This window comes from Aestuariimicrobium sp. T2.26MG-19.2B, from assembly GCF_950101875.1.
In the GTDB taxonomy this organism is placed as follows: Bacteria; Actinomycetota; Actinomycetes; order Propionibacteriales; family Propionibacteriaceae; genus Aestuariimicrobium; species Aestuariimicrobium kwangyangense.
On sequence record NZ_CATNLW010000001.1, the window covers coordinates 822695 to 837781 of the forward strand.

Annotated in this window: 13 protein-coding genes; 10 read left to right on the forward strand and 3 right to left on the reverse strand. The window is 70.6% G+C overall.

Annotation, left to right across the window (positions count from 1 at the left end; translation table 11 throughout):
- Positions 1-14: 14 nt before the first annotated feature.
- A complete protein-coding gene (locus QQZ11_RS03750) occupies positions 15-587 on the reverse strand; it encodes a CueP family metal-binding protein (RefSeq protein WP_022909209.1) in 573 nt (190 codons plus the stop codon).
- 167 nt (positions 588-754) lie between these two features.
- On the opposite strand from QQZ11_RS03750, the gene QQZ11_RS03755 reads away from it, so the two are divergent.
- Positions 755-1456 carry a GNAT family N-acetyltransferase gene (locus QQZ11_RS03755; protein ID WP_284548746.1) on the forward strand — a complete coding sequence of 234 codons (702 nt, stop codon included), beginning with the start codon at positions 755-757 and terminating at the stop codon, positions 1454-1456.
- Here QQZ11_RS03755 and QQZ11_RS03760 read toward each other — a convergent pair.
- On the reverse strand, positions 1401-2942 hold the full coding sequence (locus QQZ11_RS03760; protein ID WP_284548747.1) for a GMC oxidoreductase: 1542 nt from the start codon (positions 2940-2942) through the stop codon (positions 1401-1403). The genes QQZ11_RS03755 and QQZ11_RS03760 overlap by 56 nt on opposite strands.
- Before the next feature lie 4 nt (positions 2943-2946).
- Entirely contained in the window at positions 2947-3486 is a 540-nt protein-coding gene (locus QQZ11_RS03765) for a YbaK/EbsC family protein (protein ID WP_022909206.1), read from the reverse strand.
- Between the two features lie 169 nt (positions 3487-3655).
- Here QQZ11_RS03765 and QQZ11_RS03770 point away from each other — a divergent pair, with 169 nt between their 5' ends.
- The 9 genes from QQZ11_RS03770 to QQZ11_RS03810 all read left to right on the forward strand — a co-directional run bounded on the left by QQZ11_RS03770 (position 3656) and on the right by QQZ11_RS03810 (position 15079).
- Positions 3656-5137: an MFS transporter gene (locus QQZ11_RS03770; RefSeq protein WP_284548749.1), complete on the forward strand. Its 1482-nt coding sequence runs from the start codon at positions 3656-3658 to the stop codon at positions 5135-5137.
- Positions 5138-5139: 2 nt separating this feature from the next.
- Positions 5140-7296, forward strand: coding sequence for a molybdopterin oxidoreductase family protein (locus QQZ11_RS03775; RefSeq protein ID WP_284548751.1), 2157 nt, complete (start codon positions 5140-5142; stop codon positions 7294-7296).
- Positions 7293-8792 (forward strand): FAD-dependent oxidoreductase, encoded by a 1500-nt coding sequence (locus QQZ11_RS03780; protein WP_284548753.1) that lies wholly within the window; start codon positions 7293-7295, stop codon positions 8790-8792. The genes QQZ11_RS03775 and QQZ11_RS03780 overlap by 4 nt, the downstream gene beginning before the upstream one ends.
- Positions 8793-8795: 3 nt before the next feature.
- A complete protein-coding gene (gene nirB / locus QQZ11_RS03785) occupies positions 8796-11366 on the forward strand; it encodes a nitrite reductase large subunit NirB (protein ID WP_284548754.1) in 2571 nt (856 codons plus the stop codon).
- Complete coding sequence (gene nirD, locus QQZ11_RS03790) at positions 11363-11827, forward strand: nitrite reductase small subunit NirD (RefSeq protein WP_284548756.1); 465 nt, start codon at positions 11363-11365, stop codon at positions 11825-11827. Before nirB ends, nirD begins: the two co-directional genes overlap by 4 nt.
- Positions 11824-12282, forward strand: a complete 459-nt coding sequence (locus tag QQZ11_RS03795; RefSeq protein WP_284548757.1) for a precorrin-2 dehydrogenase/sirohydrochlorin ferrochelatase family protein — start codon at positions 11824-11826, stop codon at positions 12280-12282. The genes nirD and QQZ11_RS03795 overlap by 4 nt, the downstream gene beginning before the upstream one ends.
- Positions 12283-12345: 63 nt before the next feature.
- A complete protein-coding gene (locus tag QQZ11_RS03800; RefSeq protein WP_284548758.1) occupies positions 12346-13458 on the forward strand; it encodes a uroporphyrinogen-III synthase in 1113 nt (370 codons plus the stop codon).
- Positions 13459-13497: 39 nt separating this feature from the next.
- A complete protein-coding gene (locus QQZ11_RS03805; protein ID WP_284548759.1) occupies positions 13498-13743 on the forward strand; it encodes a DUF6457 domain-containing protein in 246 nt (81 codons plus the stop codon).
- Between the two features lie 229 nt (positions 13744-13972).
- Positions 13973-15079, forward strand: a complete 1107-nt coding sequence (locus tag QQZ11_RS03810) for a glycoside hydrolase family 172 protein (protein WP_284548761.1) — start codon at positions 13973-13975, stop codon at positions 15077-15079.
- Positions 15080-15087: the final 8 nt, after the last annotated feature.

The following is a 15087-nucleotide window of genomic DNA, read 5'->3' on the forward strand; positions in this document are numbered from 1 at the left end:
CGCCGGCAGGCTGGTCAGACCAGCTGCAGTGTGGTCAGGCAGGTGGCGGCATCGTCCTTGGACGAGAAGGCGGCCTCCCCGCGCAGACCCTCGGCGGTGACAGTGACGGTGCCCGTGCGGTTGCGCGGGAGCCAGCGACCGACGAAGGCGTTGGCCCCGGTGACCGCGTCCTCGTCGACCAGCACGGCACCGGAGGAGTCCGTGATGGTCAGGTGCACGGCCTGCCGCGCGTACTCCCCCGAGCAGCGACCCACGTCGTGGAAGAAGCACTCGTGGGTCCGGCTGCGAAAGGGCATGACGGCCAGGTAGAACCGGTCGCCCGTGAGCGCGACCGAGGCCCGGGTCTCACCGTCGGAGAGGATCACCTCGCGGGCGCGCACCGAACCGGACAGGGGCAGGGGTCGGGCGCGGCCGTCGGCGTCGAGGGTGTCGATGACCTGTTCGGGTGTCAGCTGCGCGAGGCCGTACTTCTCGAGCAGCACCCGGGCCGAGTCGTCCCCGTCCGCAGCACCACGCGCCCACGCGCCGAGGCCGACGACGGCACCCACACCCAGCCCACCGATGGCCAGCTGACGACGTGTGATCATGGCGACACTCTTCCGTTGCCCACGTACCCCTCGCACCGGGGGTGCCATATTGGGAACACGGTGGCGCTCCGTCGGGGCAAGCAGCCCCTGATTGAGGGTCCCCCGTGATTGCGAGGGCCCAGTGATCGAGAGGGCGCGGTGAGGGGGCCCAGTGATTGGATGGCTGCATGACCCCTCTGGCCCAGATGTTCCCACCCGCCGGAGTCGAGGTACGCTGCGGCGACCTGCGTCTCGGTTGGTTGTCGGACGACGACCTGCCCGGCCTCGTCGAGGTGGCGCTGCGCGGTGTGCACGACGAGGACTACATGCCCTTCGAGTCGCCATGGACGTTGGCCCCGCGCGCCGAACTGCCGACCAACACCCTTCGTTTCCTGTGGTCCAGGCGGGCCGCCATCACCCCGGAGGACTGGAACCTGACGTTCGGGGTGTTCGTCGGCGGTCGGATCGCTGGCATCCAGGAACTGGCCGGCAAGCACTTCGTGGCCACCCGTACCGCGTCGACCGGCAGCTGGCTGGGCCGTGAGTTCCAGGGACGCGGCGTGGGCACCCTGATGAGGCAACTCGTCTGCGCGTTGGCCTTCGACCACCTGGGCGCCGTCGAGTGCCGCTCGGGAGCGTTCAGCGACAACGCCCGCTCGCTCGGAGTGAGCCGGAAGGTGGGTTACGAGATCGTCGACACGACCCGTGAGGCGCGAGCCGACGAGCAGGGCTGGCAGACCCATCACATGCTCCGGCTGGACCCGCAGGGGTTCGTCCGCCCTGACCAGCCCATCGAGTACGCGGGGGTGGAAGCCTTCCGCGCCTTCATCGGACTCACAACTCCTGGGCCAGCCTTCGGGCCGCTCGCCACGCCAACGCCACCGAGGTGAGCGTGGGGTTGCAGGCGGTGGACGTCGGGATCACCCCGTTCCCGCCGACGTACAGCCCTTCGACTCCCCACACCCGCAGCCACGGGTCGCACACCGACGTTCCGTCGTCCGTCTCGCCCATCCGCACCGTCCCCTGGTAGTGCAGGGATGAACCGCCCGCCGCCTCGGTGGGCTGCATGGTGATCGTTCCGATGCGCTCACCCATCCGCACGGAGTTGGCCTTCATCTCGGCCAGGGTCTGCCGGTCGACCTCCGAGTGGCCGTAGCGGATCCGCATCCTGGGCATCCCGTAGAAGTCGGTCTCCTCCTCGGAGAACTCCACGGCGTCCTGCTCGCGCAGGTCCTTGGCGCCGTACCAGGCGAGCAGCGCGAATTTGGAGTGCTCGTGCTGGTCGTCGGCGTCGGCGAAGGCCGAGTTGGCCAGCAGGATGGCGCCCCCCTGCATGGGTCGGTCATCGGAGAAGGGGACGATCGGCTGCACGATGTCGCGGGGGCCGTGCTCGAAGTGGTCGGGATCGAACTCGTCCGACAGTTGCACGAAGGTGTTCACCTGGAAGTGCTCGTTCAGGGTGCGCCCGAGCATCGGGGGGCGCACACCCGAGGCGAACAGCACCTGGGGGGTGCGCAGCCCGTCGGCGCACACGATCACCCGGCCGGCACGCACCTCGCGGGTCGCACCGGTGCGACGGTCCTCGAGCAGCGCACCGACCGCCCGTCCGTTCTCGATGATCACCCGCTTGGCCAGGGTTTCGGTCAGCAACTGGAACCCGGGCACATGCGACTCGAGGTCACCGAGGATCGTGCCGGCCCCCGAGAAGACCAGCCTGTCGGGCTGGCCCTCCACCTGCTCCCAATGGGTGGCGGTGGGCATGAACTGGGCCGGCGCCAGACCGGGGCCGTCGAAGACCTCGGCCATGGCCGTCCGCACCGCCTCGGCCAGGCCGTGCCCCGGCACCGGTGGTGTGGTGACCTGCAGCAACTGCTCGGCGGCATCCAGCGCCTCGTCCAACTCCTCGGCCGGGATGAAGCTGATGCGTTCCGACTGGTGGGGACGAGGGCACGAGGTGCCCCAGTGGATGCCCATGCCTCCCACCCCCGAGGCCATGCTGGCGGCAGGCAGGCCCACCTCGTCGTCGGCCCGCTCGGGTCGGGGGTCGAGGAAGAACAGCCCGGGCAGGATGGTCAGTCGGAACTCCAGGCTCGGGTCGAGCCCGGGAGCGATGTCGTCGAGCGCATCGGCGCGGACGATGCCCCGGTCGGGTCCCTGGGTGAGCAGTTCGACGGCGTGGCGATGGTGCGGGTCGAGGTTGCGGGTGTGGTTCCCCCGGGGTCCGGGGATGCCCTCGCCGTGGGTGGGAGGGCCGACCTCGACCATCAGGATCGACAGCTGCGGGTCGGCCTCACCGAGGGTGCGCGCCCACGTGGAGCCCACTGGCCCGGAACCGATGATGAGGACGTCGACAGCGTCGTTGACGGGTTCAGTCATGGGATCAGCCTGCCAGTCCTTCGACCACCTCGGCACCAGGAAGGTGCTTGAGGGACGACCCGGGCACGAGCAACTTCGCCGCCCTGGTGCCGGCACCGATGCACACCCACGGCTGGGCGTCGACCGCTGCGTCGATCCAGATCGGCCACCCCGCCGGCAAGCCCACCGGGGTGATACCGCCGTACTCCATGCCCGACACCTCGGTGGCGTGCTCCATCGGGGCGAAGCTCGCCTTGCGCACGTCCAGCTTCTGCTTCACGGTGCGGTTGACGTCGACCCGCGTGGTGGCCAGGGCCAGGCAGGCGACGGTCCGTTCATCCCCCGCGCGTCTGCCGGTGACGATGACGCAGTTGGCGGCGGAGTCGGCGGGCAGGTTCAACGCGGCGTTCAGCGCCGCGGTGTCGGCCAGGGCCGGGTCGATCTCGAAGACCAACGCCTCCGGCAACCGCGCGATGGCCGCCGCCACCGGCTCGGCGAGCAGGTCGGGACGTCCGGAGGCGGGCACGGCACCGAGGACGGAGAAATGAGGGGGGAGGGCATCCATGGGCTCCACGGTAGAGGGGCCGCGGGCGGGGTCCCTCCGAGGACCTCACACCGGACGGCCCGGCGGCTGTGAGCAGGTGTTCGCGGGTGCGTCACATGCGGCTGATCGTCCGAAACATGGGCTCCCTAGCGTGGAACCACATCCCCGCTGATCACACCAGGAGTGCCCGATGACCACGCAGGACGTCACCACCAGCCCCCCCAGAGCCCACTCCAGCACCGAGGCCGACGCCAGCACCGAGGCCGCGGGTAGCGCCGGGACGCTCTCGGGCGAGATCGCCCCCGAGTCCCCCTCGCGGCTCGCCACCGGTCGCTGGATCGAGCACTGGGACCCCGAGAACCCCACCTTCTGGGCCTCCCACGGCAAGGCCGTGGCGCGGCGCAACCTCATCTTCTCGATCGTCGCCGAACACATCGGGTTCTCGGTGTGGATGCTGTGGTCGATCGTCGTCGTCACGATGTACGGCACCTACGACTCGGCCGGGACGTTGGTGGAGCCCGGCGTCAACGGTTGGGCGCTCACCGCCGGGCAGGGACTCACCCTGCTGGCGGTCGCCTCCGGGGTCGGAGCGGTGTTGCGGGTGCCCTACACGTTCATGGTTCCGATCTTCGGCGGACGCAACTGGACCGTCGTCTCGGCGCTGCTGCTGCTGGTTCCCACGCTCGGACTCTCCTGGGCCGTCAGCCACCCCGAGACCTCGTTCGGCGTGCTGGTGGCGATTGCGGCCACCGCGGGTCTGGGTGGGGGCAACTTCGCCTCGTCGATGGCCAACATCTCGTTCTTCTACCCCGACAGGCAGAAGGGCTGGGCACTGGGACTGAACGCGGCCGGGGGCAACATCGGGGTCGCCGTGGCACAGAAGGTGGTGCCGTTCGTCGTGGGACTGGGTGGGGTGGGACTGGCCGCCGCCGGGCTGGTGTACGCCCCACTGGCGATCGCTGCCGCCGTCTGCGCCTTCCTGCTGATGGACAACCTGCGTGAGGCGAAGGCCGACCCGGCGCCCACCCTGCGGGCCGTCCGTCACTCCCACGTGTGGCTGATGGCGCTGCTGTACATCGGCACCTTCGGATCATTCATCGGCTACTCGGCGGCCTTCCCCACCCTGTTGACCGTCGTCTTCCGGCGACCCGACCTCGCACTCGGCTGGGGCTTCGCCGGTGCCCTGGTGGGCTCACTGGCCCGTCCGTTCGGCGGCAGGTTGGCCGACCGGTTCGGCGGATCGATCATCACCCTCACCTCATTCGTGCTGATGGCGGCCGCGGGCTGCATCGCGGTGGCGGGGGTGCGCACCCACAGCATCGGACTGTTCTTCGCCAGCTTCGTCGCCCTGTTCGCCGTGACCGGTGTCGGCAACGGCTCGACCTACCGCATGATTCCCGCCATCTTCGGCCGGCTGCGGGCACTCGACCCCGACACCTCGTCCGAGGTCAGCCTCGAGTTCAAGCGGCAGAGCGCTGGTGCGGTCGGAATCATCTCGGCCGTCGGCGCCCTGGGCGGGTTCGCGATCCCCTTCGTCTACAAGTGGTCGCGGGAGAGCTTCGGCGGGTCGATCGTGCCGGCCCTGCAGGTCTACGTCGGTGTCTTCCTGGTGCTGGCCGCGATCACCTGGCTGTTCTTCCTGCGACGCGGCACCCTGATGCGGAAGGTCTGACCGTGACCGCGCCCACGCCGCCCGGTGTCGCCACGCACTGCCCCTACTGCGCCCTGCAGTGCGCCCAGACCCTCACCCCCACCCCCGGCGACAGGTTGCCCGTCGAGGTGGACGGACGAGACTTCCCCACCAACCGGGGTGGGCTCTGCCAGAAGGGCTGGACCTCGGCCGAGGTGCTGCGGGCCAGCGACCGGATCACCACCCCGCTGCTGCGCACCGCCGACGGTGGTTTCCGCGAGGCCGACTGGGACGAGGCACTCGACCTGGTGGCCGATCGCCTCCGTCACCTGCGCCGTCAGCACGGCCCCGATGCGGTGGCGGTCTTCGGCGGCGGCGGACTCACCAACGAGAAGGCCTACGCCCTGGGCAAGTTCGCACGGGTGGTGTTGGGCACCCGGTTCATCGACTACAACGGCAGGTTCTGCATGTCATCGGCGGCCGCGGCATCCAATCGCGGTCTGGGCATGGACCGCGGTCTGCCCTTCCCGCTGGTCGACCTCAACGGCGCGGACGCCGTGCTGCTGCTCGGTTCGAACGTGGCGGTCACCATGCCTCCCTTCGTGCAGCACCTGGCGGGGGTCAGGTCCCGCGGTGGGCTGGTGGTGGTCGACCCCCGCGAGTCCGCCACCGCCTCGCTCACGCGGGACGGCCAGGGGATCCACCTCGCTCCGGTACCCGGCAGTGACCTGGTGGTGCTGCTGGCCCTCACCCACGTGGTGCTGGCCGAGGGACTGGCCGATCAGGCATACCTGACCGGCCGGACCACCGGAATCGACGAGGTGGCCCGCTCGGTCGCCGAGTGGTGGCCCGAACGAGCCGAGTCGCTGTGTGGCGTGGCCGCGGACGACCTGCGGCGCACTGCCCGCCTGCTGGCGGCCGCCTCCCCGAACCGTGGCGGTGCGGGCGCGTACGTGCTCACCGGTCGTGGGGTTGAGCAGTTGACCCAGGGCACCGCCACCGTGCAGGCGGCCATCAACCTCTCACTGGCCCTGGGACTGGTCGGTCGTCCGGGGTCTGGGTTCGGACCCCTCACCGGGCAGGGCAACGGCCAAGGTGGCCGCGAGCACGGCCAGAAGTGCGACCAACTGCCCGGGTACCGCTCCATCAGCGACCCGGCCGCGAGGGCCCACGTCGCCGCCGTGTGGGGGGTCGACCCCGACACCCTGCCCGGCCCGGGAGTACCCGCCGTACGCCTGTTCGAACTGATCGGGGAACCCCGGGGCCCTCGGGCGCTGCTGGTGCACGGCAGCAATGTCATCGTCTCGGCGCCGAACGCCACCGCGGTCCGGGCGGCGTTGGGGCGGCTCGACCTGCTGGTCGTCGCCGACTTCGTGCCGTCGGAGACAGCGCTGCTCGCAGACGTGATCCTCCCGGTCACCCAGTGGGCCGAGGAGGAGGGCACCATGACCAACCTCGAGGGGCGGGTGCTCCGGCGGCGTGCCGTCGTCGATCCCCCCGCCGGCGCCCGTTCCGAACTGTGGCTGCTGCGCGAGCTCGCCCGCCGCCTGGGTGTCACCACGGGCTTCCCGGACGATCCCCGATCCGTCTTCGAGGAACTGGCCCGGGCGTCCGCGGGTGGGGTCGCCGACTACTCGGGCATCACCTGGGAGCGACTCGATGCCGGCGAGCAGGTGCACTGGCCGTGCCCGGCCACCGGCGACGGGGAGGACGACCACCCCGGCACCCCGCGGGCCTTCCTGGAGCGCTTCCCCACCCCCGATGGGCGGGCGAGGATGATCGCTGTGCGGCATCACGGCCCGGCCGATGACGTGCGCGCCGACGCACCCTTGCACCTGGTCACCGGCCGCGTGCTGCAGCAGTACCAGTCGGGAGCACAGACCCGCCGGGTGGCCGAACTCAACGCCGCCCAATCCGGGCCCTTCGTCGAGGTGCACCCCGTGCTGGCCGACCGCCTCGGGCTCGTCGAGGGCGAGGACGCCGTGCTCACGACGCGTCGCGGCCAGGCGATCGCCGAGGTGCGGCTCAGCGACGGGATCCGCCCCGACACCATCTTCATGCCCTTCCACTGGCCCGGTCTCGGCAGCCCGAACCGGCTCACCCAGGACGCCACCGACCCGATCAGCGGCATGCCCGAGTTCAAGGTGACCGCCGTCAGGATCGAACCCGCGGGCGCACCGGACGGGGTGATCAGCGCATGAGGGTCGTCGTCATCGGTCACGGCATGGTCGGGTCCCGATTCGCCGCCGACCTGGTCGAACAGCATCCGTCGGCGCACCTCACCGTGCTGGCCCGAGAGCCACATGCCCCCTACAACCGGGTGCTGTTGTCGAGTGTCGTCTCGGGACGCACCGACCCGTCGACTCTGGCGCTGCCCCGGGTCGAGTCCGAACGGGCCCGCGTGCTGACCGGGGTGCCTGCCGGCCGCATCGACCTCGACGGGCACACCGTCACCGACGCCAACGGCGAGGTGCACCCGTGGCACAGACTCGTCCTCGCCACGGGATCGCAGGCTCGCATCCCCGACATCCACGGCATCGCCAACCCCCGTGGCCTGCTGCCCGGCATCTGCGTGCTCAAGGACCTGGACGACGCCCACCGCATCATGGCGGCGCTGCCGAGGTCCCGGCAGGCCGTGGTGCTGGGTGCGGGCGTGCTCGGGCTCGAAGTGGCCACGGGGCTCGCCTCGCGGGGGCTGGGGGTGACCGTCGTGCACCACTCGGGGCGGGTGATGGAACGCCAACTCGGGGCAGCCGCGGCGCAGGTCGCCACCTCGCGCCTCAGCGAACTCGGGGTGCGGGTGGTCACCAACACCTCTGTCGCCGCCGTCACCGACCGTCGCGGGGTGCTCACCGGTCTCACCCTGACCGACGGCACCCACCTGCCGTGCGAGCTGCTGGTGATGTGCGCAGGCACGATCCCCGAGACCACCCTCGCCCGCAGCGCGGGACTGCCCTGCGACCGGGGCATCCTGGTCGGCGACGACCTCTGCTCACCCGCCGCCGATGACGTCTTCGCCATCGGCGACTGTGCTCAGCCGCCCGAGGGGGCGACCGGTCTGGTCGCCCAAGGGTGGCGGCAGTCGTCCCGGTTGGTCGAACTGCTCACCGGCCACCCCGCGACGGTCGCCCCGTCCGCCGGTGAACCGTCCGGCAGTGAAACGCCCGACCTGACCGACGTGGTGCGGGTGAAGGCCCCGGGCCTCGACGTGGTGACGATGGGCCTGTCGGGTCAGGTCGACCACGGCGAGCGCGAGGTGCGCACCGTCCGCCTCTCCGACCCTGCCATCGGACGTCACGTCGAGGTGGTGGTGAGCCAGGGACTGCTGGTGGGGGCCACCGTCGTCGGCGACCAGCAGTGCGCCTCGGAACTGTCGGCCCTCTACACCCGCATGCTCCCGGTGCCCCGCGACCCGGCCCACCTGATCGTCCGCCCGCTGGCCACCGTCCGGGCGAGTTCGGCCACCGCTGCCGACCTGACCGACGACGACACCGTCTGCCGCTGCAACAGCGTCACCAAGGCACGCATCGTGCGCGCCGTCAACGAGGGCTGCACCACCGTCGACGAGGTCAGCCGGACCACCCGCGCCAGCACCGGCTGCGGGGACTGCGCCCGGCTCGTGGGCGACATCATTCGCGACTGCCCGACGGGCAACGCCAACCGGATTCCCGCACTCGCGGGCCGATCGGAGGGATGAACCATGACCACAACCGAGAAGATCGTCGTGGTGGGGGGCGGCATGGTCGCCCACCGCTTCGTCGAGGCCCTGCGTTCCCGCGACACCGAGGCACGCTTCCACGTCACGGTGCTCGCCGAGGAGCCGCGCGCGCCCTACGACCGGGTGGCCCTCACCACCTATTTCACGGGACGCGACCCCAAGGAACTCTCCCTGGGGGACGCCGGGCTGTGGCACGACCCGCTGGTGAGCCTGCAGCGGGAGTCGCGGGTGGTCGCCATCGACCGGCAGGCGCGCACGGCCACCGACCGCCACGGACGGGTCTTCGCCTGGGACCACCTGGTGCTGGCGACCGGATCGTACGCGTGGACCCCGCCGATGGACGGGGCCACCCTGCCCGGCTGTTTCGTCTACCGCACCATCGACGACGTGGCCGCGCTCAACGCCTGGGTCGTGCAGCGCGCCGAGGAGCTGGGACGCCCCGTGCGCGGTGCCGTGATCGGTGGCGGACTGCTCGGGCTGGAGGCCGCCGGAGCCCTCCAGGAGTTGGGGGCCACCTCGACGGTGATCCAGTTCGCCGACCGGTTGATGAACCTGCAGGTCGACGAGGGCGGCGGCAACGCGCTGGCCCGGCTGATCGAGGGCCTCGGGGTGACGGTGCGCTGCAACACCGCCACCAAGGCCGTGCGGGCCGACGATCGTGGACGAGCCGCCCGCCTGACGTTCACCGACGGGGACGACCTCAAGGTCGACGTGGTCATCTTCGCCACCGGTGTGCGGCCCCGCGACGACCTCGCGCGAGCCGCGGGTCTGCCGATCGGCGAGCGCGGCGGCGTGGTGGTCGACGAGACCTGCCTCACGGCCGACCCGGGGATCTCTGCGATCGGTGAGGTGGCCTGCATCCAGGGCGCCTGCATCGGACTGGTGGGCCCCGGCTACACCATGGCCGAGATCACCGTGGACCGTCTGCTCGGTGGGCGCGCCACCTTCCCGGGGGCGGACACGGCGGCAAAGTTGAAGTTGCTGGGTGTCGACGTCGCCTCCTTCGGTGACGCCTTCGCCACCACCCCCGGAGCCCTGGAACTCGTCTACTCCGACCCCGTCGCCGGGGTCTACAAGAAGCTCGTGCTCACCGACGACGCCCGCACCCTGTTGGGCGGCATCCTGGTCGGGGACGCCTCGGCGTACTCGGCCCTCCGTCCGCTGGTCGGGTCGAACCTGGGCGTCGACCCCGCTGGCTGGCTCTTGCCCGAGGGAGCCGTGGAACGTCCGTCGGTCGAACTGCCAGATACCGCGACGGTCTGCTCCTGCAACAACGTCACGGCGGGCACCATCCGTGAGGCGGTCTGCCAGCAACAGTGCACCGACCTGGCGGGCGTGAAGGCGTGCACCCGCGCCGGCACCTCGTGCGGGTCATGCCTGCCGCTGGTGAAGAAGATCATGGGCAACGAACTCGCCCGGGCGGGCATCCAGGTGTCGAACGCCTTGTGCGAGCACTTCCCCCTCTCGCGAGCGCAGTTGTTCGAGGCGGTCCAGGTGGCCGGGTTGACGACCTTCTCGCAGATCCTGCAGCGTTTCGGCAGCGGCCGTGGCTGCGACATCTGCAAGCCGACCGTCGCCTCGATCCTCGCCTCGTTGTGGAACGAGCACGTGCTGGCGGACGACCGTGCGGCCCTGCAGGACACCAATGACCGCGTGATGGCCAACATGCAGAAGGACGGCACCTACTCCGTGGTGCCGCGGGTGCCGGGCGGTGAGATCCTGCCGGAGCACCTGATCCTGATCGGCCAGATCGCCCAGGACCACGGGCTGTACACCAAGATCACCGGGGGCCAGCGGATCGACCTGTTCGGTGCGCGCCTCGAACAGTTGCCGCAGATCTGGAGGCGGCTCGTCGACGCGGGCATGGAGTCGGGGCATGCCTACGGCAAGTCCTTGCGCACCGTGAAGTCGTGCGTCGGCTCGACCTGGTGCCGCTACGGGGTGCAGGACTCCGTCGGCATGGCGATCGCCCTCGAACTCCGCTACCGCGGACTGCGCAGCCCTCACAAGCTCAAGCTCGGCGTCTCCGGGTGCGCCCGGGAGTGCGCCGAGGCCCGCGGCAAGGACGTCGGCGTGATCGCCACCGACCGGGGCTGGAATGTCTACGTCGGCGGCAACGGTGGGTTCACCCCTCGGCATGCACAGCTGCTGGTCGAGGACGTGGACGACGAGACCCTGCTGCGGGTGATCGACCGCTACCTGATGTTCTACATCCGCACCGCCGACCGACTGCAGCGCACAGCGGCCTGGCAGGAGGAGCACGAGGGCGGTCTCGACGCCATCCGGGCGGTGATCATCGACGACTCCCTCGGCATCTGCGCCGACCTGGACGCCCACATGGCGCGCCACATCGAGTCCTACGAGGACGAGTGGAAGGCGGTGCTCAACGACCCTGAACGGCTGCGTCAGTTCACCAGCTTCGTCAACGCTCCGGAACAACCGGACCCCACGCTGGCCTACGTCGAGCAGCGGGGCCAGCGTCGTCCGGCGACGACCGAGGAACGAGACCCCGCCGTGCTGATCGCCGGCTCAACCCTGGAGGTGCGTCGATGAACCCGACCGTGGACGTGGAGACCCCGGTCACCACTCTGGTGACCGTGTGCGAGTACGACCTGCTCACTCCCGAGTTGGGGGTGGCCGCCCTCGCCGGGGCCCTGCAGGTGGCGGTGTTCCGACTGGACGACGGCAGCGTGCACGCCGTGCAGAACCTGTGCCCGTTCTCGGGGGCCTCGGTGATGAGCCGGGGGATCACCGGGTCGCTGGGTGGGGAACCAACCGTCGCATCACCGCTGTACAAGCAGGTCTTCTCGCTGCTCGACGGGCGGTGCCTCGCCGATCTCGACAAACAGCCACGCCCCGGACTCGATCGCGACCTGACCGTCTACCCGGTCACCCTCGACGGCGCTCGGGTGGTGGTCGAGGTTCCCCTCGATGCCGTCCTGGATGGGCATGGGCTCCTGGGGAGTCCTGGCCCGCTGGCGGGGCGGGCCCTTCCCGGGGACTCGCGATCATGATGCTCGAACTCGACCTCGCCGAGCGACGGGTGCTGGTGGTGGGCGGTGGACGGATCGCCACCCGACGGGTCGGCTGCCTTCTCGCCGACGGGGCGCGGATCACCGTCGTCTCGCCACGGGTGTGCCCCGACCTGCAACGCCTGGTCGACGCGGGAGTGGTCGCGCTCGTCCGGCGTGAGGTGTGCGAGGACGACCTGGACGGGGTGTGGTTCGTGGTGGCGGCCACGGACTCCCCCGAGGTCGACGAGCGGGTCGCCGGCTGGGCGGACGAGCGCCGGGCATGGTGCATCAACGGCTCACGGTCGGGGTCGGGATCGGCCAAGCAGGCCGCCAGCACCACTCACGGCCCGGTGACCGTGGGGGTGGTCTCGTCCGGTGCCCCTGACCCACGACGGAGCATGGCGATCCGCGATGCCATCGCCGACCTGTTCGGCTCGGGCTCGTTGCCTGCCTGAAACAGCAGTGAAACATCTCACGTCTAGCGTCGAAAGCGCTGGTCGGAGCGAGGGAGGGTCACCATGTCCGAGGAGGGCACAGCGCTGGTGGGGTGCACCGTCGTGATCACCGCCGACCGGCGCAAACGAGAACTGGCGTCGGCTCTCGAGCGACGCGGTGCCACCGTCGCCCACGCACCGAGCCTGAGCACCATCCCCCACCTGGACGATGCCCAGCTGGTCTCACGCAGCCGCGAGTTGATCGCCCATCCCCCACAGGTCGTGGTCGCCACCACCGGTATCGGGTTCCGCGGGTGGATCGAGGCGGCGGACGCAGCCGGGCTCGCCGATGCCCTGATCGCGGCGATGCGCGGAGCCAGGCTGGTCGCGCGCGGCCCCAAGGCACGGGGTGCCATCCAGGCCGCGGGGCTGGAGGCCGACTGGGTCGCCGAGTCTGAGACAGCCGCCGAACTGCGCGACCACCTGGTGGCCGAGGGGCTGGCCGGACTGCGGGTCGCGGTGCAGCACCACGGCAACGGCTCCGACGGATTGGACGAGTCATTCACTGCGGCCGGCGCCGACGTCGTTCCCGTGGTCGTCTACGGCTGGGGCCCGCCTCCGGACCCCGACGCGCACCACCGGTGGATCGAGCGGGTCGCCGCCGGACGGGCCGATGCGGTGCTGTTCACCTCGGCCCCCGGTTCGCGGTCCTGGCTCGACACGGCCCGGTCGGCGGGCCTGGTCGATGCCATCCGGTCACGATCGGTGGCCGGTGACGTGCTGCTGGCAGCCGTCGGTCCCGTGACGGGCGCCCCGCTCCAGGAGGCGGGCCTCGAGGTGCACCACCCCGATCGGTGGAGGCTGGGCGCGCTGGTGCGGTGGGTGGTGCAGCACTACTCCGACCCCACCGCAGGTGTCCCGACCTCGGCGGGACGGCTGGTGATGAGGGCGAATGCCGCGGTGCTCGACGGGCAGGTGCTGCCCCTGTCACCGACGGGGCTCGATCTGCTGCGAACCCTGGCTGAGGCTCGCGGTGGCGTGCTCCCCCGCGAGCACCTGAGCGACCTCCTGCCCGGTGACCGGGCCGGTTCGCACGCCCTGGATGCTGCCATCAACCGGTTGCGGGAGTCAGCCGGGAACCGGGACATCGTCCGCACCGTGGTCAAGCGCGGGTACGCCCTGTCGGTGGTCCGGTGATGGCGTCGGTGGTCCGGTGATGGCGTCGGTGGTCCGGTGATGGCGACCGGTCAGGAATTGCAGTACTGGGCGACAGCCGTCTGCGCCGACCTGGGGATCGACCGCGGCTGCTGCGAGGTCGACGGGGTGCTCGACCTGGCACGCGACGCGGCCCACGCCGTGATGCGACCCGCAGCCCCGCTGACGACCTTCCTGGTGGGGGTCGCGGTCGGGCGCGGGATGCCCGTCGACGAGGCGATCGCCCGGGCCACCCGACTCACCAGCGAGTGGGGCAAGGGCGCCTGAGGTGGCCCGCCGGCGTGCCCGGCGTGCCGGGGACGTCCGGGCCGCGGCTCTCAGTCCTCGCCTGCCGGTGGTCTCGCGCCCGATTTCCACGCCAGATCAGGCAGGTGAGCGGCCTGCTCGTCACGCCACGTGACGACAAGGCCCCTCACGTGCCCCGATTCGCGTGGAACCTGCACCAGTTTTGCCGCGATACCGCCCATCGGGCGTCGACCGGTGAAAGCGTCGAGTCATGACCTCTCACCCGTACTCGTTCAATGGTCTCGGTACTCACTTGGGGAACCTCGCGCTGCTCTCACCGGCCCAGACCCGATCCATCTCGGCCGAGAACCCGACCGGCGCCAAGGGAGCCGGCGGTCGCGCGACCGAGGGCACGGGCGCCGTCGTCGGACGAGAACTCGGGCAGGGCTGGAAGATCTCGCCATCCATCGACATCGGCGGTCACGAGACGGTGACATTGGCCGACATCGAGGGCCCGGGCTGCCTGCAGCACCTCTGGCTGACGGTGCACCCGAGTTGGTGGCGCCGGCTCGTGCTGCGCATGTACTGGGACGACGAGGACGCCCCCTCGGTCGAGACCCCGCTGGGTGACTTCTTCGCCAACGGATGGTGCGAACGGGCGAATGTCGCGTCGATGCCGATCGCGGTGAACCCGGCGGGCGGGTTCAACTCCTACTGGCAGATGCCCTTCCGCCAGCGCGCCCGGATCACGATCGAGAACCTGGTCGGCGACGTCTGCCAGGGCTTCTACTACCAGGCGACCTACGCGCTGTCCTGGGTGCCGGACGATGCCGCGTACTTCCACGCCCAATGGCGTCGGTCGGCGCCACTCGGCCGTGGCGAGGTGCACACCCTGCTCGACGGGGTCAGCGGACAGGGCCACTACGTCGGCACCTATCTGGCGTGGCAGGCCAACAACAACGGGTGGTGGGGCGAGGGCGAGATCAAGTTCCACCTCGACGGGGACGAGTGGCCGACCATCTGTGGCACCGGCACCGAGGACTACTTCGGCGGCGCGTGGAACTTCGAACAGCCGCAGGGCCAGTACGGCGTCTACTCCACGCCGTGGTTGGGACTGCACCAGGTGATCCAGCCCGATGGCCTCTACCGCATGAACCAGCGGTTCGGCATGTACCGCTGGCACGTGCCCGACCCGATCAGGTTCAGCTCCGACCTGAGGGTCACGATCCAGGCCCTTGGTTGGGGGTCGGAGCGCGACGGCGAGGGACGCTACCTCCCCCTGCGCGACGACATCGCCTCAACGACCTTCTGGTACCAGTCCGAGCCGCACGCCCCCTTCCCCGGGTTGGGAGGCGTCGACCACCTCGAGGTGGTCTAGGCCTGCGG

What these genes read in the sequence shown, in the direction of transcription:
- QQZ11_RS03755 (WP_284548746.1), top strand. Translation starts at nt 755, where the DNA reads ATGACCCCTCTGGCCCAGATGTTCCCACCCGCCGGAGTCGAGGTACGC.
- QQZ11_RS03805 (WP_284548759.1), top strand. Translation starts at nt 13,498, where the DNA reads ATGGCGACCGGTCAGGAATTGCAGTACTGGGCGACAGCCGTCTGCGCC.
- QQZ11_RS03760 (WP_284548747.1), bottom strand. Translation starts at nt 2,942, where the DNA reads ATGACTGAACCCGTCAACGACGCTGTCGACGTCCTCATCATCGGTTCC.
- QQZ11_RS03795 (WP_284548757.1), top strand. Translation starts at nt 11,824, where the DNA reads ATGATGCTCGAACTCGACCTCGCCGAGCGACGGGTGCTGGTGGTGGGC.
- QQZ11_RS03765 (WP_022909206.1), bottom strand. Translation starts at nt 3,486, where the DNA reads ATGGATGCCCTCCCCCCTCATTTCTCCGTCCTCGGTGCCGTGCCCGCC.
- QQZ11_RS03810 (WP_284548761.1), top strand. Translation starts at nt 13,973, where the DNA reads ATGACCTCTCACCCGTACTCGTTCAATGGTCTCGGTACTCACTTGGGG.
- nirB (WP_284548754.1), top strand. Translation starts at nt 8,796, where the DNA reads ATGACCACAACCGAGAAGATCGTCGTGGTGGGGGGCGGCATGGTCGCC.
- QQZ11_RS03750 (WP_022909209.1), bottom strand. Translation starts at nt 587, where the DNA reads ATGATCACACGTCGTCAGCTGGCCATCGGTGGGCTGGGTGTGGGTGCC.
- QQZ11_RS03770 (WP_284548749.1), top strand. Translation starts at nt 3,656, where the DNA reads ATGACCACGCAGGACGTCACCACCAGCCCCCCCAGAGCCCACTCCAGC.
- QQZ11_RS03780 (WP_284548753.1), top strand. Translation starts at nt 7,293, where the DNA reads ATGAGGGTCGTCGTCATCGGTCACGGCATGGTCGGGTCCCGATTCGCC.
- QQZ11_RS03800 (WP_284548758.1), top strand. Translation starts at nt 12,346, where the DNA reads ATGTCCGAGGAGGGCACAGCGCTGGTGGGGTGCACCGTCGTGATCACC.
- nirD (WP_284548756.1), top strand. Translation starts at nt 11,363, where the DNA reads ATGAACCCGACCGTGGACGTGGAGACCCCGGTCACCACTCTGGTGACC.